The organism is Streptomyces sp. BYX5S (genome assembly GCF_054724165.1).
This window is the reverse complement of the sequence record NZ_CM138829.1, coordinates 6,380,334-6,401,411: the sequence shown is the minus strand read 5'-3', so window position 1 is coordinate 6,401,411 and position 21,078 is coordinate 6,380,334. Positions and strand designations below refer to the sequence as shown.

At 70.2% G+C, this 21,078-nt stretch carries 16 protein-coding genes; 10 read left to right on the top strand and 6 right to left on the bottom strand.

Features of this window, described 5'->3' with window-relative positions; translation table 11 throughout:
* Positions 1–31: 31 nt before the first annotated feature.
* A complete protein-coding gene (locus tag ACYBSK_RS28785; protein WP_460243864.1) occupies positions 32–2,818 on the bottom strand; it encodes an SUKH-4 family immunity protein in 2,787 nt (928 codons plus the stop codon).
* Between the two features lie 182 nt (positions 2,819–3,000).
* On the opposite strand from ACYBSK_RS28785, the gene ACYBSK_RS28780 reads away from it, so the two are divergent.
* Entirely contained in the window at positions 3,001–3,372 is a 372-nt protein-coding gene (locus ACYBSK_RS28780; protein ID WP_457480164.1) for a hypothetical protein, read from the top strand.
* 21 nt (positions 3,373–3,393) lie between these two features.
* On the opposite strand, the gene ACYBSK_RS28775 is transcribed toward ACYBSK_RS28780, so the two are convergent.
* The 3 genes from ACYBSK_RS28775 to eccCa form a co-directional block, all read right to left on the bottom strand.
* Positions 3,394–3,870: a hypothetical protein gene (locus ACYBSK_RS28775; protein ID WP_457480163.1), complete on the bottom strand. Its 477-nt coding sequence runs from the start codon at positions 3,868–3,870 to the stop codon at positions 3,394–3,396.
* Between the two features lie 62 nt (positions 3,871–3,932).
* Positions 3,933–4,223, bottom strand: coding sequence for a hypothetical protein (locus ACYBSK_RS28770; RefSeq protein WP_457480162.1), 291 nt, complete (start codon positions 4,221–4,223; stop codon positions 3,933–3,935).
* A gap of 150 nt (positions 4,224–4,373) precedes the next feature.
* Positions 4,374–8,315 (bottom strand): type VII secretion protein EccCa, encoded by a 3,942-nt coding sequence (eccCa, locus tag ACYBSK_RS28765; RefSeq protein WP_457480161.1) that lies wholly within the window; start codon positions 8,313–8,315, stop codon positions 4,374–4,376.
* Between the two features lie 264 nt (positions 8,316–8,579).
* On the opposite strand from eccCa, the gene eccD reads away from it, so the two are divergent.
* The 6 genes from eccD to ACYBSK_RS28735 all read left to right on the top strand — a co-directional run bounded on the left by eccD (position 8,580) and on the right by ACYBSK_RS28735 (position 15,678).
* A complete protein-coding gene (gene eccD, locus ACYBSK_RS28760) occupies positions 8,580–10,067 on the top strand; it encodes a type VII secretion integral membrane protein EccD (protein WP_457480160.1) in 1,488 nt (495 codons plus the stop codon).
* Between the two features lie 192 nt (positions 10,068–10,259).
* Complete coding sequence (rpsO, locus tag ACYBSK_RS28755) at positions 10,260–10,547, top strand: 30S ribosomal protein S15 (protein WP_306323305.1); 288 nt, start codon at positions 10,260–10,262, stop codon at positions 10,545–10,547.
* A 291-nt stretch (positions 10,548–10,838) separates the two neighbouring features.
* The gene (locus ACYBSK_RS28750) at positions 10,839–13,058 is read left to right on the top strand and encodes a polyribonucleotide nucleotidyltransferase (protein ID WP_457480159.1); all 2,220 of its coding nucleotides are present in this window, start codon (positions 10,839–10,841) and stop codon (positions 13,056–13,058) included.
* Positions 13,055–14,431, top strand: coding sequence for a M16 family metallopeptidase (locus ACYBSK_RS28745; RefSeq protein WP_457480158.1), 1,377 nt, complete (start codon positions 13,055–13,057; stop codon positions 14,429–14,431). Before ACYBSK_RS28750 ends, ACYBSK_RS28745 begins: the two co-directional genes overlap by 4 nt.
* Positions 14,432–14,460: 29 nt before the next feature.
* Positions 14,461–15,216, top strand: coding sequence for a 4-hydroxy-tetrahydrodipicolinate reductase (gene dapB / locus ACYBSK_RS28740; RefSeq protein ID WP_457480157.1), 756 nt, complete (start codon positions 14,461–14,463; stop codon positions 15,214–15,216).
* A 9-nt stretch (positions 15,217–15,225) separates the two neighbouring features.
* A complete protein-coding gene (locus ACYBSK_RS28735) occupies positions 15,226–15,678 on the top strand; it encodes a hypothetical protein (RefSeq protein ID WP_457480156.1) in 453 nt (150 codons plus the stop codon).
* Positions 15,679–15,755: 77 nt separating this feature from the next.
* On the opposite strand, the gene ACYBSK_RS28730 is transcribed toward ACYBSK_RS28735, so the two are convergent.
* A complete protein-coding gene (locus tag ACYBSK_RS28730) occupies positions 15,756–16,310 on the bottom strand; it encodes a hypothetical protein (RefSeq protein WP_460243863.1) in 555 nt (184 codons plus the stop codon).
* Positions 16,311–16,411: 101 nt separating this feature from the next.
* Entirely contained in the window at positions 16,412–16,651 is a 240-nt protein-coding gene (locus tag ACYBSK_RS28725) for a hypothetical protein (protein ID WP_457480154.1), read from the bottom strand.
* A gap of 221 nt (positions 16,652–16,872) precedes the next feature.
* On the opposite strand from ACYBSK_RS28725, the gene thyX reads away from it, so the two are divergent.
* From thyX to ACYBSK_RS28710, 3 genes are all read left to right on the top strand, one after another.
* Positions 16,873–17,613: an FAD-dependent thymidylate synthase gene (thyX, locus tag ACYBSK_RS28720; protein WP_460243862.1), complete on the top strand. Its 741-nt coding sequence runs from the start codon at positions 16,873–16,875 to the stop codon at positions 17,611–17,613.
* A gap of 242 nt (positions 17,614–17,855) precedes the next feature.
* Complete coding sequence (dapA, locus tag ACYBSK_RS28715; RefSeq protein ID WP_457480152.1) at positions 17,856–18,755, top strand: 4-hydroxy-tetrahydrodipicolinate synthase; 900 nt, start codon at positions 17,856–17,858, stop codon at positions 18,753–18,755.
* Positions 18,756–18,925: 170 nt separating this feature from the next.
* Positions 18,926–20,611, top strand: coding sequence for a ribonuclease J (locus tag ACYBSK_RS28710; RefSeq protein WP_457480151.1), 1,686 nt, complete (start codon positions 18,926–18,928; stop codon positions 20,609–20,611).
* Positions 20,612–21,078: the final 467 nt, after the last annotated feature.

The window sequence follows — 21,078 nt, the reverse complement described above, 5'->3', positions numbered from 1 at the left end:
CCGCCGGCCGACGGCCCTGCCTGCGCGGCCGTCAGAACAGCCCGTGCCACATCTGCTCGATCACCAGCGACCACCAATGGTTCGGCTCGGCCAGGGAGTTCGGGTCGATCCCAAGGAGGCGGGACTGGAGGTCGGCGACGATGTTGCCCGCCGTGTGCGGGTCCGCGCCGACCATGTGGCCGCGCGTCGCGTACAGCGTGGCGAGGGAGTACGCGAAGGCCGCCACCGAGGAGTTGACGTACTGGAGGCGGCCGTCGAGAGGCGTGGCCGCCCAGACCTGGCCCGTCTCGCGGTGCACCGTGATCACGTACAGCCCGTCCGTGCCGATGCGGGTGTACGCGGTGAGGGTGTTCGACGCGTCAGGGGGCAGCGGGACGCCGACGCCGATGAGGTTGGTGCCGGCGTCCGTGAACATGCCGCCCGTCACCGGGGGAACGCTCGGGTCGTCCGTGTCCGCCAGGAAGAAGAGCGGCACGTCGGCGGGGATGCCGGCCGTGGACAACGTGGCCCGCGCCGAGTCCGGCAGGGCCGCCGTGGCCAGCAGCTGAGGAGCGTAACGGCGGACCTTGTCCGCGCCGAACACCTGCGTCAGCAGCGGACCCAGCTCCGCGTCCGGCAGTACGTGCGTCGGCGGTACGGGGTGGGGGAGCGGGGCGCGCGAGGGTTGCGGTGGCGCCTGATGGCCCGCGAGTTGGGCCATCAGCTGCGCGTGCGAGGTGAGCGCGGTGACGCCCTCGACGCGGGTGGCGGGCTCCCAGCCGTAGGGGTGCGCGTGCGACTGCTTGGCGTTCGGGAAGATGTTGTTGAGGACGTTCGCCGTGTAGCCGCCGGGGAAGTAGCCGGGGCACAGATCCGTGTGGATCGCGACGACGTTGCTCACCGGCACGTTCAGCTGGTCCAGTTGTGCCATGCCCTGGTACTCGGCCGGGGGCTGGCCGGGTGCCGAGACCGCCGTGACGTAGGCCTCCTGGCCCGTGCGCGGATCCACGTAGGTGAACACGGCCGTGTTGCCCGGTCCGGTGGCCGGGCGGGGGCCGCCCTGGCTGGGAACGTGTGCGGCGGCAGGGCCGGGGGAGGGAGCGGGCGGGGGCGTGGGGGTGGCCTGCTGTGCCGCCTGGTGGGGCGGCGGAGTGGACGCCGCGGGCCGCTGCGGCGGCGCCAACGGGTAATCCACCACGGTGGGCGTGCGCTGCGCGGACGACCCGGACGACCCGGACGACCCGGACGACCCGGACGACCCGGACGACGCGGCGGACGCGGCACCGGCGGGCTGCTCGGACCGCCCCCCTGCCGCCCCGGACCCGGCCACCCCGGCCCCCGGCACCCCCAACACCCCCGCGTACTGAGCGAGCCCGTCCTCCTCGAACGCCGCCGCCAGCACCCGCACCCGCTCCGCGGGCCCCGCCTGCGTACGCGTCAACAGCGGCGCGATCCGCAGATACGTACGCCCCGCGGCGGGCAGCGCCTCGCGGGCGCGGTCGTCCGCGGCGACCTCCTCCACCGCGGCCCGCAGCACCACGGGGTTCGCGTGCGCCAGCAGCCACGGGTCCTTGAGCAGGCGCGGCAGCTGGCCCGCGCCCAGGAGGTGGCCGACGACACCGTCCCGGACGTAGGGGTCGGCCCGCTCCCAGCCGCCCTGCTCGGAGACCAGCTCCAACAGCTCCAGCGCCAGGCCCAGGTGCGCACCGCGCACATCGGGCAGAGCGGCGCGCAGCGCCTCGCCGAGTGCCGGGTGGGTGAGGGCGACGAGGGTGGGTTCCGCCGGATCGTCGTCGTTCACCGTCGTCACGAACGGTCCCGCCAGCGGCATCCCGTTCGCGATCTCCGAGGACAGGTCGCGGCCCGCGAGCGCCGAGGCCAGCGGCGCCCACAGCGGCAGGGGAATCCCGTCGCCCTCGGCCAGCGCCAGCGGGGCGAGCATCGCGCGCAGGAGCGCCGGGTCGGCGCCGAGCCGCTGCGCGTGCAGGTCGACGGCCTCGGCGGGGCCGGCCGGGAACAGTGCGGCGTTCGGGGGCGCCTGGGGTGCCAACAGGTGCGCGTTGACGGCGAGTTGTACGGTCAGTCGGCTGCCGCCGGGGCCCGTGGCCGCGCGCGCCGCGAGGCCCTGAGCGAGCCAGAGCCGCATCTGCGGATCATCCGTGAACGGCAGGCGGGGCGCCCCGAAGGCGGGGTCGAGCGCGGTCTGCGTCTGAAGGGTGAGGCCCTGGAGGTCGGCGTACTCGGGGGCGTCGAGGTCGACGACCTGCGCCGTCCCCGCGGGGAGCGCCGCGGCGATCTCGGCGGCCAGCGCCCTCGGCACCTCCGCCAGCAGCCGCACGGACGCAAGCCCCGCCAGCGGCACCAGCAGCTCGCGCGCCATCCGCTCGGGCCCGCGCCCCGCCCGCACGGGACCGGCCCGGTCCACATCCGGTACGACGATGACGCGCTCGGCGGCGCCCAACGCCTCGTACACCTGAGCGTCCCGCGCGACGTCGATGCCGTAGTGGTCGGCCAGCACCCACAGCACCTGCGCGGGAGTGAGGCCCGCGGCGCTCGGCACGGCGGGAGCGGGCAGCGCCGGCGGAACGGTCCACGGGTCGAGGCGCGCGAGGTCCATGCGCTCGCGGTAACCGGGGTCGCACATCATCAGGAACCCGGTCAGCAGCCGTGAACTCCCGCACCCGGGCGACCCGGTGAGCAGCACGACACGCGGCGCGTCCGGAACGGCGGCCCGCCAGGCGGCGAGCGGACGCAGGGCGGAGGCGCGGCCGCCGATGAACGGATGCGGCTCGTAGGCGACCTGCTGCGGCGCCGCCATCGGGCTGCTCTGCCAGTTCACGTCTCTCCCTGGTGTCCCGTGTTCACGTGCCCGGTCACTCTAGTACCGGGCCGTGCCGCACCGAACGCGGCATGGACGGCGTCCGAACCGGTGCGCACGGGTGGTTTGGGGCCCGCGGCGAGCCGGTGGCCGCCTCCGCCTCGGGATGAGCCGCCCACCGCCGGTCGGCTAGGGTCGCGGGCATGACACGTACGGGTGGAGACGGCACCGGCCTGCAGTGGGAGGCGGACTTCTCGGGGAAGTGGGAGACCGAGCTTCCGCCGGAGGAGCGCGCGCTCGCCGAGGAGCAGGCGCGGGTCGCCGAGGCGGGGCGGCGCGAGCGGCTGCGGGACGTCGTGTGCGCGGCCGTCTTCGTCGTGGCGGCCGTCGCGGCGCTCGTCGGGCAGGCCGTCGGCGGGGCCGGCGCGGTCGCCCTGGGCGCGAACGCCGTGGGCGTGGCCGGGGGCTGCGGCGCGCTGTGGCTCGCCGTGCGCGGGGCGGGCGGCATGGGGCGTACCGGCCTGTGGCTGATGGTCGGCGCGCTGCTCGTCATCGGCGCGGGCCAGGCGGTCTGACCGGGCCCGCTCGCACTCCCCTCACGTCGCCTTCGTGATGTGCGACTCCGTACCGCCCCCACCCGCGGCGAAGTCGATGTCGTTGCGCTCCTGCTTGATGAGTTCCTCGTTGAAGGACTCGTTTTCGGCATGGTTCTTGGCCATCGCGCCGAGCGCGCCACCGATGTTCGTCAGCTCCTGCGCCAGGTGCCGCATCGACTCGAACATGCCGGTCTGCAGACCCTCGTAGGCGATGCCGAACTTCTCGCCGATCTCGTCGTCGCCCCACGGCGGCATGTCCGCCTTGTCGGCGAAACTGGTCAGGCCCTGCACGAAGCCCTCCACCTGCCCCTTCTCGGGGGCGGGAGCCTCACCGCTGGTGGGGGCGCAGGCGTTGACGGAGGCCAGCCCGTTCTGGAGGGCGGCCGCCGCTCGGGCGAACTGGGCGCCCAGGTCCTGGAAGCTGGTGCCCTCCCGGGAGAGGGACGTCGTGTCGGTACGGAATCCTTCGCGAGCCATGAGGGTCCTCTCAAGCGACCTGGAGTGCGGACGGTCGGTGCGTGCGGCCAGGCACCGTCGTCCTAACCCTGCTCGACCTGGCGCCGGTACAGGCTGATCGCCGACTCCGGCGGGAAGTTCGGGACGTGCATCGTCGAACCGTCCGCCTTCGAGACGACCAGGTGGCTCCCGCCGTACGAGGGCGGATCCGTCGGCGGATACGTCGCGTGGATCAGGAAGCCGAGGTCGAACTCCTCGACGTGGAGCGTCGCGGGCGTGCCGTCGGCGCACAGCGGCCGGTACGTGGTGCGGGCGATCGCCAGGGCTTCGTCGGCCGTCCGGGGCGGCTGCGGCGGTTGCGGCGGGGTGCTCAACTCTCTTCTCCCTCACGTCGGTTCGGACAAAAGACTACGGCGCCGGAGATCGGTCCACCCGATCTCCGGCGCCGTACCGTACTCACGTCACGCGCCAGCCACTGCGCAACTCACGTCACGCGTCAGCCACCGCGCAACTCACGTCACGCCTCAGCCACTGCGCATCGGCAGCCACGCCGTCTGCACCAGCTGCGCCCCGCCCTTGCGGGTGACGAGCATGCCGCGACCCTGTGGGAGCCGCTGCGGCTTGAGCGGGCCGAAGATCTGGCCCTCGGCCGGGTCGCCGGAGAGCACCAGGCCCGTCGCGCCGAGCTCCTTCATGCGCTGCATGACCGGCTCGAAGGACTGCCGCGCCGCACCCGAGGACGAGCGCGCCACGATGATGCGCAGGCCCAGGTCCCGGGCGAACGGCAGGTACTCCAGGAGCGGGTTGAGCGGGTTGCCGGAGCTCGTCGCCACCAGGTCGTAGTCGTCGACGATGATGAACGCGTCCGGCAGGTCGTACCAGGAGCGGTTGCGCAGCTGCTCCGGCGTGACGTCCGGACCCGGCATACGACGGCCCATGGAGCCGGCGAGGCTGGTGATGACCTCCTGGAGCTGCGGACCCGAGGCGCAGTACTTGTAGACGTGCGAGTCGGGCATCTCGCCCAGGTGGGCGCGCCGGTAGTCGCCGACGACGATGAGCGCCTTGTCCGTCGCGTACCGCTCGGAGATCTGCTTCGCGATCATGCGCAGCACCGCGGACTTGCCGGACTCGGACTCGCCGTAGACCACCAGCAGCGGGTCGTTCTCGAAGTCGATGAACGACGGCGACAGCGTCGTCTCGTCGACACCGATCGCCACACCGCGCTCGGGGAAGTCGCCGCCCTTGGGGACCTCGCTGATGTGCAGCTTGGTCGGCAGCATCCGCACCGGCGGGGCCGGCGGACCCTGCCAGTGCTCGGCGACCGTCGTCACCATGTGCTCGATGGCCTGGCCGAGCGTCTCCACGTCCGACGAGGCGTCGATACGGGGGAGTGCGGACAGCGAGCTGAGCTTGTCGGGGGTCAGACCGCGGCCGGGCATGCCGAGCGGCACGGCCTCCATCTTCTTGCGGTCGAACTCCGACTCCATCGGGTCACCGAGCTTCAGCTCGACCCGGTTGAGGAGCTGGTCGCGCAGGGCGGGCCGGACCTCGGTGTAGCGGCCGGAGCCGATGATCAGGTGGACACCGAAGCCGAGACCGCGCGAGGCCAGGTCGAGGATGACCGGGTCGAGCTGCTCGTAGTCGGTCTTGAAGGCGGCCCAGCCGTCGATGACGAGGAAGACGTCGCCCCACCGCTGCTCCGGGTACTGGCCCGCGGCGCGCCGCGAGCGGAACGTACCGATGGAGTCGATGTTGTTGGCGCGGAAGAACTCCTCGCGCTCGTTCAGGATGCCGCGGACCTCGGCGACCGTACGGCGCACCTTCTCGGCGTCGAGGCGCGAGGCGGCGCCGCCGACGTGCGGCAGCCCCTCCATCGCGAGCATGCCGCCGCCACCGAAGTCCAGGCAGTAGAACTGCACTTCGGACGGGGTGTGGGTGAGCGCGAACGACGTCATGATCGAGCGGATCAGCGTCGACTTGCCGGACTGCGGACCACCGACCACGAGCCCGTGACCGGCCGAACCGGAGAAGTCCAGGTACTGGATGTCGCGGCGCTGCTCGAACGGCTTGTCCACCAGCGCCATCGGCACGACCAGCTTGCCGAGCGCCGGGTAGTCCGGCGCGTGCAGACCGCGCTCCGGCGTCGTCGACAGCGGCGGCAGCAGCGAGTCCACCGAGGGGGACTCCTCCAGCGGCGGCAGCCACACCTGGTGGGCGGGCGGGCCCTGGCCGACGATGCGCGCCACGATCACGTCGAGGACGGTGTCCGCGAGCGCGTCGTCGACCTGGTCGGGCACGACCTCGGGCTCCGGCTCGTGGATGATCTGCTCGGCGACGGGCGCCGCCGTGAACAGCACCGGCTGCCGGTGCGTGCGCGACCCGCCCCCGCCGGAACCGCCGGCGCGGTAGACACCACCGACGTACGCGGCCTTGAACTGGATCATCGTCTCGGTGTCGTACTTGAGGATGCCCGAGCCGGGGACGTTCGGCAGGTGGTACGCGTCCGGGACACCGATCGCGGTACGGGACTCGGCGGCCGAGAACGTGCGCAGACCGATCCGGTACGACAGGAAGGTGTCCAGGCCGCGGAGCTTGCCCTCCTCCAGACGCTGCGAGGCGAGCAGCATGTGCACACCCATGGATCGGCCGATACGGCCGATCTGGATGAACATCTCGATGAAGTCGGGGCGCGCGGTGAGGAGTTCGGAGAACTCGTCGAGCACCATGACGAGGGAGGGCAGCGGATCCAGCGGGGCGCCGGCCGCGCGGGCCTTCTCGTAGTCGGTGATGTTCGCGTAGTTGCCCGCCGAGCGGAGCAGCTCCTGGCGGCGCTGGAGCTCACCGGTGATCGAGTCGCGCATGCGGTCGATCAGCGTGAGGTCGTCGGCCAGGTTGGTGATCACGGCGGCGACGTGCGGGAGTTCGGACATGCCCGCGAAGGTCGCGCCGCCCTTGAAGTCGGCGAGGATGAAGTTCAGCGTCTCCGAGGAGTGCGTCACCGTGAGGGCGAGCACGAGCGTGCGGAGCACCTCGGACTTACCGGAACCGGTGGCGCCGACGCACAGGCCGTGCGGGCCCATGCCCTCCTGCGAGGCCTCCTTGATGTCGAGCATGACCGGCTGCCCGTCGCGGTCCACACCGAGCGGCACACGCAGCCGCTCGTGCAGGGTGCGGGGCCGCCAGGTGCGCGCGACGTCGACCGAACCGGCGTCGCCGATGCCCATCAGCTCGGTGAAGTCCAGGTTGGCGAGGAGCGGTTCGTCGCCGTCCGCCGAACCGGCGCGCAGCGGGGCGAGCTGCCGCGCGAGCGCCTCCGCCTCGGTGAGCGACAGCGTGTCGCAGACGCCGGTGTACTGGGTGCCGCCCTGCGACTCCAGCAGCAGCTCGCCCGGCTGCACCTGCACGGACAGCGAGCCGCGCAGCTCCTCGACGACGCCCGGGACGACCTCGATGATGGTGACGCCCTGAAGGCCCTCGGCGCCCGCGATGAGCGACTCGTCGGGGATGCTGCCGCCGTCCATGACGACGACGAGGTGCGGCTGGTCGACGACCGGCGGGCCCTGCGGGTTGAACCGGCCGCGGCCCTCCAGCTCGTCGGCGAGCATCTCCTCGACCTCACCGAGGTCGTCCACGATCACGCGCCGCGAGCCCGCGCCGTCGGAGGTGCTGTGCTGCACGTGCGGCAGCCACTTCGCCCACTCCCACTCGGCCATCGCGCCGGGCGAGGCCACCACGGCGACCCGCAGGTCCTCGGGGGAGTGCAGGGTGCACAGCTGGGCGATCATGGCGCGGGCCGCGCCGTACGTGGTGTCCGGATCACCGGAGACGCTCACGTGGTAGAAGGACCGCAGCGACACGGCCAGCGGCAGCGCGTCGAGCGTGCCGTGGGTCTCCAGGAACGACTTCATCGCGTGCGCGGTGAGCGGTTCCAGCTCGTCGAGCGGCGCGGTCTCCGGCGCCATCAGGGGAGTTGCCAGCTGCTGCGGGCCGAGCCCGAGCCGCACCTGGGTGAAGTCCGAATCGCTTCCCCGGCGCTCCCACACCCGCCGGCCCTCGGCGACCAGCGCCCACAGCTGTTCGGGGTTGGGGTGCAGGAAGTACTGACCGTCGCGCTGCATGCGCGCCGTCTTGCGCACGTCGCGCCGCACCTGGGTCAGGTACTTGAGGTAGTCCTGGCGCTCCTGGGCCATCTCGGCCCCGCCGCCCTGCCGCGCCTTGATCAGCTGGGCCACCGCCATGGCCAGGGTGGAGGCGATCATGATGCCACCCATGATCTTCATGATCGACTGACCCGAGGTGAAGAAGAACGCCGAGGACGTGCCCATGCCCAGCATGGGCAGCAGGCTCATCATCAGGTTCTGGTCTTCGGGCCGGGCCAGCTCCGGCGGCGGTTCGAGACGCACCTCGTCGGTCGGTACGTCGGGTGGCAACACCCGAGGCGGTCGCTTGACGATGACCACGCTCACCGAGGCACCAGTCCTTAAATCTGCAGTCGTCAGTTCAGCGCGCACGTATGTCGTACGCATCGGGACATGTCGGACCGCCCCCGTTACTGGCGGTTCCCCCAGGCCGAAGACAGAGTTCTCCGGCGTGCGTCGGCGATCCTACTGACTCATCCCAACTCCTGGGGCCCATGGGGTGAGGAGGCTTTGTGGACGCTACGCTGACGCACCGCGCGTGACGCCGTCCGGCCGCCGCGCCGCCGCACCGATACCACAACAAGTCATGACATGAGGGGGAACCGCGAGGTGAGCACCACAGCTCTTGCCGGAGGCGGAACCGGCTTCTGCCGGGTCACCGTCGCCGCACCGGACGCACGTATCGATGTGGCCCTGCCCGAGGACGCCGCGCTTGCCGACATCTACCCGGAGATCCTCCAGCTCTCCGGGCAGAGCCAGGCCGAGGGCGACCCCACCGGGTACCACCTGGTCCGCAGGGACGGCACCGTGCTGGACGCCGGCCGCTCGCTCGCCGACCAACGGGTGCTGGACGGCGACGTGTTGATGCTGCGCCCGTTCTCCGAGTCGCTGCCCGCCGCGGTGTTCGACGACGTCTCCGACGCGGTCGCCTCCGCGGTCCGCCGCGACCGGCGCCGCTGGAGCGACGAGCTGATGAGCGTCGTCGGCCTGGGCGCCGGTGTCCTGCTGCTGACGCTGATGGCGTTCGCGCTGTGGTTCTCGAACCCGGTCGACCGCGACATGCACAGCCTGCCCGGCATCATCGCCGGTGTCGTCGGCGTCCTGCTCGTCGCCTTCTCCGTGGTCCGCGCCCGCGTGTACGACGACCGCGCCGCGTCCACCTCGCTCGGGCTCGCCTCCCTGCCGCACCTGCTCATCGCCGGTTCCGGCATCTTCGGCACCGGTGCCGCGGAGGGCCCCGGCCGGCTTCAGCTGCTGTCCGGCTGCGTCGTGGTGCTCATCGCCTCCGCGCTGCTCGTGGTGCTGCTGCCGCACGGCGACGCCGTGTTCGTCGCCGCGGCCCTGGGCTCAGCCGTCGGCGCCCTGGCCACGTTCGGCGCGCTGATCACCGAGGCCTCGCCGAGCGAGGTCGCCTCCGTCACCGCGGTCGTCGCGATCATCGCGTTGGCCTGGCTCCCCGGCATGTCGGCCCGCTCCGCGCGGCTGCCCATCGGCTACCGCTCGCCGGACCAGATCGCCCAGGGCCGCGACTACGGCCGCGAGGAGGAGGAGCACATCGACTTCGGCCGCATCGGCGCCCAGGTCCGCCGCGGTCACGAACTGCTCCTCGGCCTCGTCATCGGCTGCGCCGCCCTCGCCGTCGCCTCGGCCGGTGTGGTGCTCGGCTTCTCCGACGACGTGTGGGCGCAGCTGCTCGCGCTGGCCGCCGGTATCGCGCTCATGCTGCGCGCCCGCCTGTTCGACTACACGGCGCAGGTCGCGTCCCTGGTCGTGGGCGGTCTGCTGATCCTCGGGCTGCTCATCCTGGGCGTGACCCTGAACACCCCGCACTCGCTCCTGCAGAGCTTCCTCCAGGGCGACACCGCGCCGCTCAACATCCACATCCTGTGGTTCGCCGCCGCGATCGGGGGCGGCGCCGCCCTCCTCGTGATCGTCGGCCTGTCCGTGCCGCGCAAGGGCGTCTCCCCGTTCTGGGGCCGCATGCTCGACCTGTTCGACGGCTTCGTGCTGCTGACCCTCGTACCGCTGTGCCTGGCCGTGCTCGGCCTGTACACGCAGGTGCGCAGCATGGTCAGCTGAGTCCGGGACCGGGCGGCCGCCGTCGAGGCGGTCGCCGGGCGGCTGGTACGCTGTGTGACGGCCGTTTGTGTACGCGTCCCCGGTATCCCTGAGGACAGCGCCCAGCGGATCCCCGCCTCCCGAGTTGTGGAAGCTCCCCTGAGATGCAGACCAGGGGCACTCGGCGGCATCAAGACTCTACGAGGAGTAAGCGTGGCTCTCGACACCGCTACGAAGAAGCAGATCATGACCGAGTTCGGCACCAAGGAGGGCGACACCGGCTCCCCCGAGGTCCAGGTCGCCATGCTCTCCCGCCGCATCTCGGACCTGACCGAGCACCTCAAGACGCACAAGCACGACCACCACTCGCGTCGCGGTCTGCTCATCCTGGTCGGCCAGCGTCGCCGCCTGCTGCAGTACCTGGCCAAGAAGGACATCCAGCGCTTCCGTACGCTGGTCGAGCGCCTCGGTATCCGCCGCGGTGCGGCCGGCGCCCGATAAGACGCTGTGAAGGGGGCGGTTCCCGATTGTGGGGGCCGCTCCCTTTGCCGTACGTGCGCACTGTCACCGACGCTTTGTAGTCTGGTGACGTACGACGACACCGATGAGGAGAAGCGCCACCTCGCCGCCGCCGGTCCTCGGTAGTGGCCCCCGGAGACGCAAGAGGATCTCCGGGAGCTTCGATCGAAGACCGGCCCGCACCCAAGGCGCGCTTCTCCGTACCGTCCCCCTGCCACACGGGCAGAGCGGGACAAAAGACGCATACGACGAAAGTAAACGGAGAGATCGCTAGTGGAGAACGAGACCCACTACGCCGAGGCCGTCATTGACAACGGCTCCTTCGGCACCCGGACCATCCGCTTCGAGACGGGCCGCCTCGCCCGCCAGGCCGCCGGCTCCGCCGTCGCCTACCTCGACGACGACACGATGGTCCTGTCGGCCACCTCGGCCTCGAAGAACCCCAAGGACAACCTCGACTTCTTCCCCCTCACGGTGGACGTCGAGGAGCGGCAGTACGCCGCGGGCAAGATCCCCGGCAGCTTCTTCCGCCGCGAGGGCCGCCCCTCCGAGGACGCCATCCTCACCTGCCGCCTCATCGACCGCCCGCTGCGCCCGTCCTTCAAGAAGGGCCTGCGCAACGAGATCCAGGTCGTCGCCACGATCATGGCGCTCAACCCCGACCACCTGTACGACGTCGTGGCGATCAACGCCGCGTCCGCGTCGACGCAGCTGGCCGGTCTGCCCTTCTCCGGACCCGTCGGTGGCGTCCGCGTCGCGCTGATCAACGGCCAGTGGGTCGCGTTCCCGACGCACACCGAGCTCGAGGACGCCGTCTTCGACATGGTCGTCGCCGGTCGCGTCCTGGAGGACGGCGACGTCGCGATCATGATGGTCGAGGCCGAGGCCACCGAGAAGACCATCCAGCTGGTCAAGGGCGGCGCCGAGGCGCCCACCGAGGAGGTCGTGGCCGCCGGTCTCGACGCCGCGAAGCCCTTCATCAAGGTCCTCTGCAAGGCCCAGTCGGACCTCGCCGCGAAGGCCGCCAAGCCGACCGCCGAGTTCCCGATCTTCCTGGACTACCAGGACGACGTGCTCGAGGCCCTGACCGCCGCGGTCAAGACCGAGCTCTCCGCCGCCCTCACCATCGCGGGCAAGCAGGAGCGCGAGGCCGAGCTGGACCGCGTCAAGGGTCTGGCCGCCGAGAAGCTCCTCCCGGAGTTCGAGGGCCGCGAGAAGGAGATCTCCGCCGCGTACCGCTCGCTGACCAAGTCCCTGGTCCGTGAGCGCGTCATCAAGGAGAAGAAGCGCATCGACGGCCGCGGTGTCACCGACATCCGCACCCTGGCCGCCGAGGTCGAGGCCATCCCGCGCGTGCACGGCTCGGCGCTGTTCGAGCGTGGCGAGACCCAGATCCTGGGCGTCACCACCCTCAACATGCTCCGCATGGAGCAGCAGCTGGACACCCTTTCGCCGGTGACCCGCAAGCGCTACATGCACAACTACAACTTCCCGCCGTACTCCGTCGGTGAGACGGGCCGCGTCGGCTCCCCGAAGCGCCGCGAGATCGGCCACGGCGCGCTCGCCGAGCGCGCGATCGTGCCGGTCCTGCCGACGCGCGAGGAGTTCCCCTACGCGATCCGCCAGGTCTCCGAGGCGCTGGGCTCCAACGGCTCGACGTCGATGGGCTCGGTCTGCGCCTCCACCATGTCGCTGCTGAACGCCGGTGTGCCCCTCAAGGCCCCCGTCGCCGGTATCGCCATGGGCCTGATCTCCCAGGAGATCAAGGGCGAGACGCACTACGTCGCCCTCACCGACATCCTCGGTGCCGAGGACGCGTTCGGTGACATGGACTTCAAGGTCGCCGGCACCAAGGACTTCGTCACGGCCCTCCAGCTGGACACGAAGCTCGACGGCATCCCGGCCTCCGTCCTGGCCGCCGCCCTCAAGCAGGCCCGCGACGCCCGCCTGCACATCCTCGACGTGATGATGGAAGCGATCGACGTTCCGGACGAGATGTCCCCGAACGCGCCGCGGATCATCACCGTCAAGATCCCGGTGGACAAGATCGGTGAGGTCATCGGCCCGAAGGGCAAGATGATCAACCAGATCCAGGAGGACACCGGCGCCGACATCACGATCGAGGACGACGGCACCATCTACATCGGTGCCGCTCAGGGCTCGCAGGCCGAGGCCGCCCGCGCCACGATCAACGGCATCGCCAACCCGACCATGCCGGAGGTCGGCGAGCGCTACCTGGGCACCGTCGTGAAGACGACGACCTTCGGTGCGTTCGTGTCGCTCATGCCGGGCAAGGACGGTCTGCTGCACATCTCGCAGATCCGCAAGCTCGCCGGCGGCAAGCGCGTGGAGAACGTCGAGGACGTTGTCGGCGTGGGCCAGAAGGTCCAGGTCGAGATCGCCGAGATCGACTCCCGCGGCAAGCTCTCCCTCATCCCCGTGATCGAGGGCGAGGAAGGCGACGAGGCGAAGAAGGACGACGCCGACAAGTGACGTCCCGTAGCACCAAGACGACGGCCCGCACCTCTTCGGAGGGGCGGGCCGTCGCCCGTACCCAAACCCTCATCCAGGGCGCGAACGGCATCGGCACGGTCCGCAAGACGACGCTCCCGAACGGGCTGCGCATCGTCACCGAGACCCTGCCCTCGGTCCGCTCGGCCACCTTCGGCATCTGGGCCCACGTGGGCTCGCGCGACGAGACACCGACGCTCAACGGCGCGACGCACTACCTGGAGCACCTGCTCTTCAAGGGCACCCGCAAGCGCAGCGCGCTGGACATCTCGGCCGCGATCGACGCGGTCGGCGGCGAGATGAACGCCTTCACCGCGAAGGAGTTCACCTGCTACTACGCGCGCGTGCTCGACACCGACCTGCCGCTCGCCATCGACGTCGTCTGCGACATGCTGACCGGCTCCCTCATCGAGGAGGAGGACGTCGACGCGGAGCGCGGCGTGATCCTCGAAGAGATCGCGATGACCGAGGACGACGCCGGTGACGTCGTGCACGACCTGTTCGCGCACACGATGCTCGGCGACACCCCGCTCGGCCGCCCCGTCCTCGGCACGCCCGACACGGTCAACGGGCTCAGCAGGAGCCAGATCACGCGCTTCTACAAGAAGCACTACGACCCGACGCACCTGGTCGTCGCGGCGGCGGGCAACGTCGACCACAACAAGGTCGTACGCCAGGTCCGCGCCGCCTTCGACAAGGCGGGCTTCGGAGGCGTCTCCGCGGCGCCCATGGCCCCGCGCGCCGGCCGCAAGACCCTGCGCGCCGCCGGACGCATGGAACTCCTCGGCCGCAAGACCGAGCAGGCCCACGTGATCCTCGGCATGCCGGGCCTGTCCCGCACCGACGACCGCCGCTGGGCCATGGGCGTGCTCAACACGGCGCTCGGCGGCGGCATGTCCTCGCGCCTGTTCCAGGAGGTGCGCGAGAAGCGCGGCCTGGCGTACAGCGTGTACTCGTACACGTCGGGCTTCGCCGACTGCGGGCTGTTCGGCGTCTACGCGGGCTGCCGGCCCAGCCAGGTGCACGATGTGCTGAAGATCTGCCGTGACGAGCTCGACCACGTCGCGCAGCACGGCATCAGTGACGACGAGATCCGCCGCGCCATCGGCCAGCTCGCCGGCTCCACGGTCCTCGGCCTGGAGGACACCGGGGCGCTCATGCACCGCATCGGCAAGAGCGAGCTGTGCTGGGGCGAGCAGATGTCGGTCGACACGATGCTGGAGCGCATCTCGGCGGTGACCCCGGACGAGGTGCGCGCGGTCGCACGCGACATCCTGGGTCAGCGACCGTCCCTGTCGGTCATCGGCCCGCTCAAGGACAAGCAGGCGTCGCGCCTGCACGAAGCGGTCGCGTAAGCGCCCCTCACCTAAGGATGACGGAGATCATGAGCAAGCTGCGCGTGGCGGTTCTCGGAGCCAGGGGCCGCATCGGCTCCGAGGCCGTACGGGCCGTCGAGGCGGCCGAGGACATGGAGCTGGTCGCGGCCCTCGGCCGCGGCGACAAGCTGGACGCCCTCGTGGAGTCCGGCGCCCAGGTCGCGGTCGAGCTGACCACGCCCGACTCGGTGATGGAGAACCTGGAGTTCTGCGTACGGCACGGCATCCACGCCGTCGTCGGCACGACGGGCTGGACGGACGAACGCCTCGCACAGCTGAACGGCTGGCTCGCGGACTCCCCGGAGACCGGCGTCCTGATCGCCCCGAACTTCTCCATCGGCGCGGTCCTGACCATGAAGTTCGCGGAGGCGGCGGCGCCGTACTTCGAGTCCGTCGAGGTCATCGAACTGCACCACCCGAAGAAGGTCGACGCCCCCTCGGGCACGGCCGGCCGCACCGCGCAGCTGATCGCCGCCGCCCGCGAGAAGGCGGGCAGCGCCCCGATGCCCGACGCCACGGCGACGGCGCTCGACGGAGCGCGCGGCGCGGACGTCGACGGCGTCCCGGTCCACTCGGTCCGCCTGCGCGGCCTCCTGGCGCACCAGGAGGTCCTCCTGGGCGCCGAGGGCGAGACGCTGACGATCCGGCACGACTCGCTGCACCACAGCAGCTTCATGCCCGGCATCCTGCTCGGCGCCCGCAAGGTCACGACGACCCCCGGCCTCACCTTCGGCCTGGAACACTTCCTCGATCTGAACGGCTGACCTGCTGCGATGCGCGCGAAAATCACGTATGCCGTCACGGCCGCCGTCCTGGTCTTCTACTTCGTCCTGGCCGGCGACCGCGGCGTCATGCTGTTGAGGCAGGGCACGGCACTGACGATCACCTTCGGTGTCGCGGTGCTGATCCTGCCGCTGATCGGCGTGTGGTTCCTGTGGGCGAACACCCGGTTCGTCACCAAGGCGAACCGGCTCGGCGAACTCCTGGAGGCGGAGGGCGGCCTGCCGGTCGACGAACTCCGGCGCGACAGTTACGGCCGCATCGACCGCGACTCCGCCGACGAGGTCTTCGCCCGGCGCAAGGCCGAGACGGAGGACGCGCCGGGGGACTGGCGCTGCTGGTTCCGCCTCGCCATCGCCTACCGCGACGCACGGGACACCCCGCGCGCGCGGAAGGCGATGCAGCGCGCGATCGCCCTCCACGAGGGCCGCTCCGCGGGCATCTGATCCGCGTACGCAGAAGGGCCCCATCGGCACGACGCCGGTGGGGCCCTTCTGCGTACGCTCACGTACGCGCGCGTGCGTCAGCGCCGCACGCGGTACTCCTCGGCCCAGACCTCGATGGTGTCCGCGGCCCGGTCGAACGCGGTGGACCGCCCGAGGAAGTCCGCGCTGTGACTCGTCAGCAGCGTCGTCTGATCCCCCTGCTGATCCCGCTGTACGAGGATCAGGGCCTGACCCTGCACGGTGCGCGGCAGCCCGAGCCAGCGCACGGGCCGCTGCACCGTGCGCGCGGTGGCGACGCGGTCCCACGACGCCGTGCGGGTGACGAAGAAGCCGACATGGCGCAGCCCGCGCGCGCTGACCCAGGTGCCCATGCGCAGCAGCCGCAGGGCCGACGCGATGATCAGCACCGCGAGCACACCGCAGACCGTGGCGGCGGAGGTGTCCCCGGCCACGGCGATGATCACCGAGGCGAACAGCACGTACGAGGCCAGGAGCAGCAGCAGCGCCGCCGCGCCCACCCGGTACGGTCCCGGGCGGTAGGGGCGGCGCCACTGGTCGCGGTCGTCGAACGGCAGCGGGGTGTCCGCGGCCGCGTCGAAAGCACGGTCGGCCGTCAGGAAGGGCAGGGGCACGACGGGTCCTCACTCGGTCCACCGGTATGGGGGCTGTGCCCGGTGAGGCTATCCGGGGTCGTACCGGCCTTCCACCCCAGGGGGCCGGACGTGACGCCGGGTCAGTGGCCCTGCGAGGCCTCCGACTGCTGCACGCGCTGCGAGGACTGATCGGTCGACAGGGCGGGCATCCCGATCAACAGGGAGCCCACGAGGCCGGCCACGACGGTGAGGCCGACGAGTGCTCGGCCGGCGATCTGCCCGGCCGAGGGGCGCTCACGCGCGGGCGGTTCGACATTGCTGCGGAACTTGTCGGCTTCGGCGATGAAGGCGAACGGTACGGGCTCGCGCCGACGGAACATTGGACTGCCACTCCTCAAGCGACTCAAGTGTCTCGAACAAAGTGTGTTCATCTACACAGACGAGCGATCGCTTCAAAGGGTGCCCACTTTCACCAAATTAACCAAACTTCGCTCCCGTACGCCGCGGATCGTCGTGACAAGCGAGCGAATGCCCTGTTGTCAGTGGCGGCCCGTAGAGTGGGCGCCGCCCTGGAGAGAGTGATCGGAAGGACCCCGGCAGCATGACCGAAACCCCAGCTGAAGACCTCAAGCCGACGTTCCGCGGTGACGTCACCGTCGAGCTGGTGAAGCACACCGCGAGCGACACGGACGTGCTGTTCGCGGCCCGCGTCTCGACGCTCGGCGAGCAGTCGATCGACGAGCTGTCGAAGGACCCCGAGCGCTCCAAGGGCCTGATCAACTACCTGATGCGGGACCGCCACGGCAGCCCCTTCGAGCACAACTCGATGACGTTCCTCATCAGCGCCCCGATCTTCGTCTTCCGCGAGTTCATGCGGCACCGCGTGGGCTGGTCGTACAACGAGGAGTCGGGTCGCTACAGGGAGCTCCAGCCGACGTTCTACGTCCCGGACGCCGACCGCAAGCTGGTCCAGGAGGGCCGCCCGGGGAAGTACCAGTTCGTCGAGGGCACCCAGGCGCAGCAGGAGCTGACGGGCCGCGTCATGGAGGACTCGTACCGCCAGGCGTACGAGGCGTACCAGGAGATGCTGGCCGCGGGCGTCGCCCGCGAGGTGGCCCGCGCTGTGCTCCCGGTCGGCCTGTTCTCGTCGATGTACGCGACGTGCAACGCGCGCTCGCTGATGCACTTCCTCGGCCTGCGCACCCAGCACGAGCTGGCCAAGGTGCCGTCCTTCCCGCAGCGAGAGATCGAGATGGTCGGCGAGAAGATGGAAGAGGCGTGGGCCGAGCTCATGCCGCTCACGTACGCCGCGTTCAACGCCAACGGCCGCGTGGCGCCGTAGCCCTGACCGGGCTTGCCCGTGACCGCCAGGAGCCGGGCCCGAGTTCCGGGATCGGCACAGATGTGCGGGCACCCGACCGAAGTGTCCGTATTGCGGCATTTCGGAAAGTTCATCTAGCCTGATCAAACGGACCCGGCACTGCTTGAACCCCCGAGCAGGCAGTGCCGGGCTCCACCTTTGTTCTGACTTGTCGCATCCCCCGAGGGGGGACCCGGTACTGAGCAGCGAGTAGCGTGTTACCCATGGCTCCGACCTCGACTCCGCAGACCCCCTTCGGGAGGGTCCTCACCGCCATGGTCACGCCCTTCACGGCGGACGGCGCACTCGACCTCGACGGCGCGCAGCGGCTCGCCGCCCACCTGGTGGACGCAGGCAATGACGGCCTGGTCGTCAACGGCACCACCGGCGAGTCCCCGACCACCAGCAACGCGGAGAAATCGGATCTGATTCGAGCCGTCGTCGAGGCGGTCGGCGACCGGGCCCACGTCGTGGCGGGCGTCGGCACCAACGACACGCTCCACAGCATCGAACTCGCCCGCCAGGCCCAGCAGGCCGGCGCCCACGGCCTCCTCACGGTGACGCCGTACTACAACAAGCCGCCGCAGGAAGGCCTGCTCCGCCACTTCACGGCGATCGCCGACGCGACCGAACTCCCCGTGATGCTCTACGACATCCCGGGCCGCAGCGGCGTGCCGATCAACACGGACACGATCGTCCGACTGGCCGAGCACCCGCGCATCGTCGCCAACAAGGACGCCAAGGGCGACCTCGGCCGCGCCAGCTGGGCCATCGCCCGCTCGGGCCTCGCCTGGTACTCCGGCGACGACATGCTCAACCTGCCCCTGCTGTCCGTCGGCGCGTGCGGCTTCGTCTCCGTCGTCGGCCACGTCGTCGCACCCGAGCTGCGCGCCATGCTCGACGCCTTCACGACCGGCGACGTGCACAAGGCGACGGAGATCCACCAGAAGCTGCTCCCCGTCTTCACCGGCATGTTCCGCACCCAGGGCGTCATCACGACGAAGGCCGCCCTCGGCCTCCAGGGCGTCCCGGCGGGCCCGCTCCGCCTGCCGCTCGTGGAGCTCACCCCCGAAGAAACGGCCCAGCTCAAGATCGATCTTGCCGCCGGTGGGGTACAGCTCTGATCACAGACTTGGCAAAGCTTCACAACTGAATCAGCTGAACCAACTGAATCACCAACAGAACAGCACGACCCGGGCCCGGCGCCCGGCAACCACCACAACTGCTACTGCACGAAACGTCATGCGCGCCACGTGCCTACAGGTACGTGGCGCGCGTGGTTGAGGAGAGTCTTTTGAGTCATCCGCATCCTGAACTCGGCGCCCCGCCGAAGCTTCCGAAGGGCGGCCTGCGGGTCACCCCGCTCGGCGGCCTCGGTGAGATCGGGCGCAACATGACCGTCTTCGAGTACGGAGGCCGTCTGCTGATCGTCGACTGCGGAGTGCTCTTCCCCGAGGAGGAGCAGCCCGGAATCGACTTGATCCTGCCGGACTTCACGTCCATCAGGGACCGTCTGGACGACGTCGAGGGCATCGTCCTGACGCACGGCCACGAGGACCACATCGGCGCCGTCCCGTATCTCCTGCGCGAGAAGCCGGACATCCCGCTGATCGGCTCCAAGCTGACCCTCGCCCTGATCGAGGCGAAGCTCCAGGAGCACCGCATCCGCCCGTACACCCTCGAAGTCTCCGAGGGCGAGCGCGAGCGGCTCGGCCCGTTCGACTGCGAGTTCATCGCGGTCAACCACTCCATCCCGGACGCGCTGGCCGTCGCCATCCGCACCCCGGCGGGCATGGCGGTCCACACGGGCGACTTCAAGATGGACCAGCTTCCGCTGGACCGTCGCCTCACGGACCTGCCGACGTTCGCGCGCCTGGGCGAGGAAGGCATCGACCTCCTCCTCACGGACTCGACGAACGCCGAGGTCCCGGGCTTCGTCCCGCCCGAGCGCGACATCTCGAACGTGATCCGCGGCGTCTTCGCGAGCGCGCAGAAGCGCATCATCGTCGCGTCCTTCGCCAGCCACGTGCACCGCATCCAGCAGATCCTGGACGCCGCGCACGAGTACGGCCGCCGGGTCGCCTTCGTCGGCCGCTCGATGGTCCGCAACATGGGCATCGCCCGCGACCTCGGCTACCTGAAGGTCCCGGCCGGCCTCGTCGTGGACGTCAAGACGCTCGACGACCTTCCCGACAGCGAGGTCGTCCTGGTCTGCACGGGTTCCCAGGGCGAGCCGATGGCCGCCCTGTCCCGCATGGCCAACCGCGACCACCAGATCCGGATCGTCTCCGGTGACACGGTGATCCTGGCGTCGTCCCTCATCCCCGGCAACGAGAACGCGGTCTACCGCGTGATCAACGGCCTGACCCGCTGGGGTGCGAACGTCGTCCACAAGGGCAACGCGAAGGTGCACGTCTCCGGCCACGCGTCGGCGGGCGAGCTCCTGTACTTCTACAACATCTGCAAGCCCAAGAACCTGATGCCGGTCCACGGCGAATGGCGCCACCTGCGCGCCAACGCCGAGCTGGGCGCCCTCACCGGCGTCCCGCACGACCGCATCGTCATCGCCGAGGACGGCGTCGTCGTCGACCTCGTCGACGGCAAGGCCAAGATCTCCGGCAAGGTCCAGGCCGGTTACGTCTACGTGGACGGCCTCTCGGTCGGCGACGTCGGCGAGCCGGCCCTGAAGGACCGCAAGATCCTTGGCGACGAGGGCATCATCTCGGTCTTCGTGGTGGTGGACTCCAGCACCGGCAAGATCACGAGCGGTCCGAACATCCAGGCCCGCGGCTCCGGCATCGAGGACTCGGCGTTCAACGCCGTCATCCCGAAGATCCAGGAGGTCCTGGAGAAGTCGGCCCAGGACGGCGTCGTCGAGCCCCACCAGCTGCAGCAGCTCATCCGCCGCACGCTGGGCAAGTGGGTCTCCGACTCGTACCGCCGACGCCCGATGATCCTCCCGGTCGTCGTCGAGGTCTGAGCGACCCAAGGAGCGGGGCGCCTCGATTTGCATCGGGGAGCCCCGCTCCAGTAGGTTTACGGCTCCGCTTCAGGGGGCACCCGCCGCACTCAGCTGCTCGGGTCGACCACCAGACGGAGCGGAAATTCCGACTCAGAATCTCTGATAAAGTCGGTCCCGCCGAAAGGCAAAGGCCCTCCAACGGCCACCGGAAATGAATTCCGAACCGGAAACGGAACGGAAAACGGATCTGGTAGGGTTGGAAACACGAAATACCGAAGGGAAGCGCCCGGAGGAAAGCCCGAGAGGGTGAGTACAAAGGAAGCGTCCGTTCCTTGAGAACTCAACAGCGTGCCAAAAATCAACGCCAGATATGTTGATACCCCGTCTCTCTGAGACGAGGTTCCTTTGTAAAACACAGCGAGGACGCTGTGAACGGTCGGATTATTCCTCCGACTGTTCCGCTCTCGTGGTGTCACCCCGATTAC

Coding starts and splice junctions, on each gene's coding strand:
- ACYBSK_RS28780 (WP_457480164.1), top strand. CDS start 3,001: ATGACACGTACGGGTGGAGACGGCACCGGCCTGCAGTGGGAGGCGGAC.
- ACYBSK_RS28775 (WP_457480163.1), bottom strand. CDS start 3,870: ATGGCTCGCGAAGGATTCCGTACCGACACGACGTCCCTCTCCCGGGAG.
- eccD (WP_457480160.1), top strand. CDS start 8,580: ATGAGGGGGAACCGCGAGGTGAGCACCACAGCTCTTGCCGGAGGCGGA.
- dapB (WP_457480157.1), top strand. CDS start 14,461: ATGAGCAAGCTGCGCGTGGCGGTTCTCGGAGCCAGGGGCCGCATCGGC.
- ACYBSK_RS28735 (WP_457480156.1), top strand. CDS start 15,226: ATGCGCGCGAAAATCACGTATGCCGTCACGGCCGCCGTCCTGGTCTTC.
- ACYBSK_RS28725 (WP_457480154.1), bottom strand. CDS start 16,651: ATGTTCCGTCGGCGCGAGCCCGTACCGTTCGCCTTCATCGCCGAAGCC.
- thyX (WP_460243862.1), top strand. CDS start 16,873: ATGACCGAAACCCCAGCTGAAGACCTCAAGCCGACGTTCCGCGGTGAC.
- dapA (WP_457480152.1), top strand. CDS start 17,856: ATGGCTCCGACCTCGACTCCGCAGACCCCCTTCGGGAGGGTCCTCACC.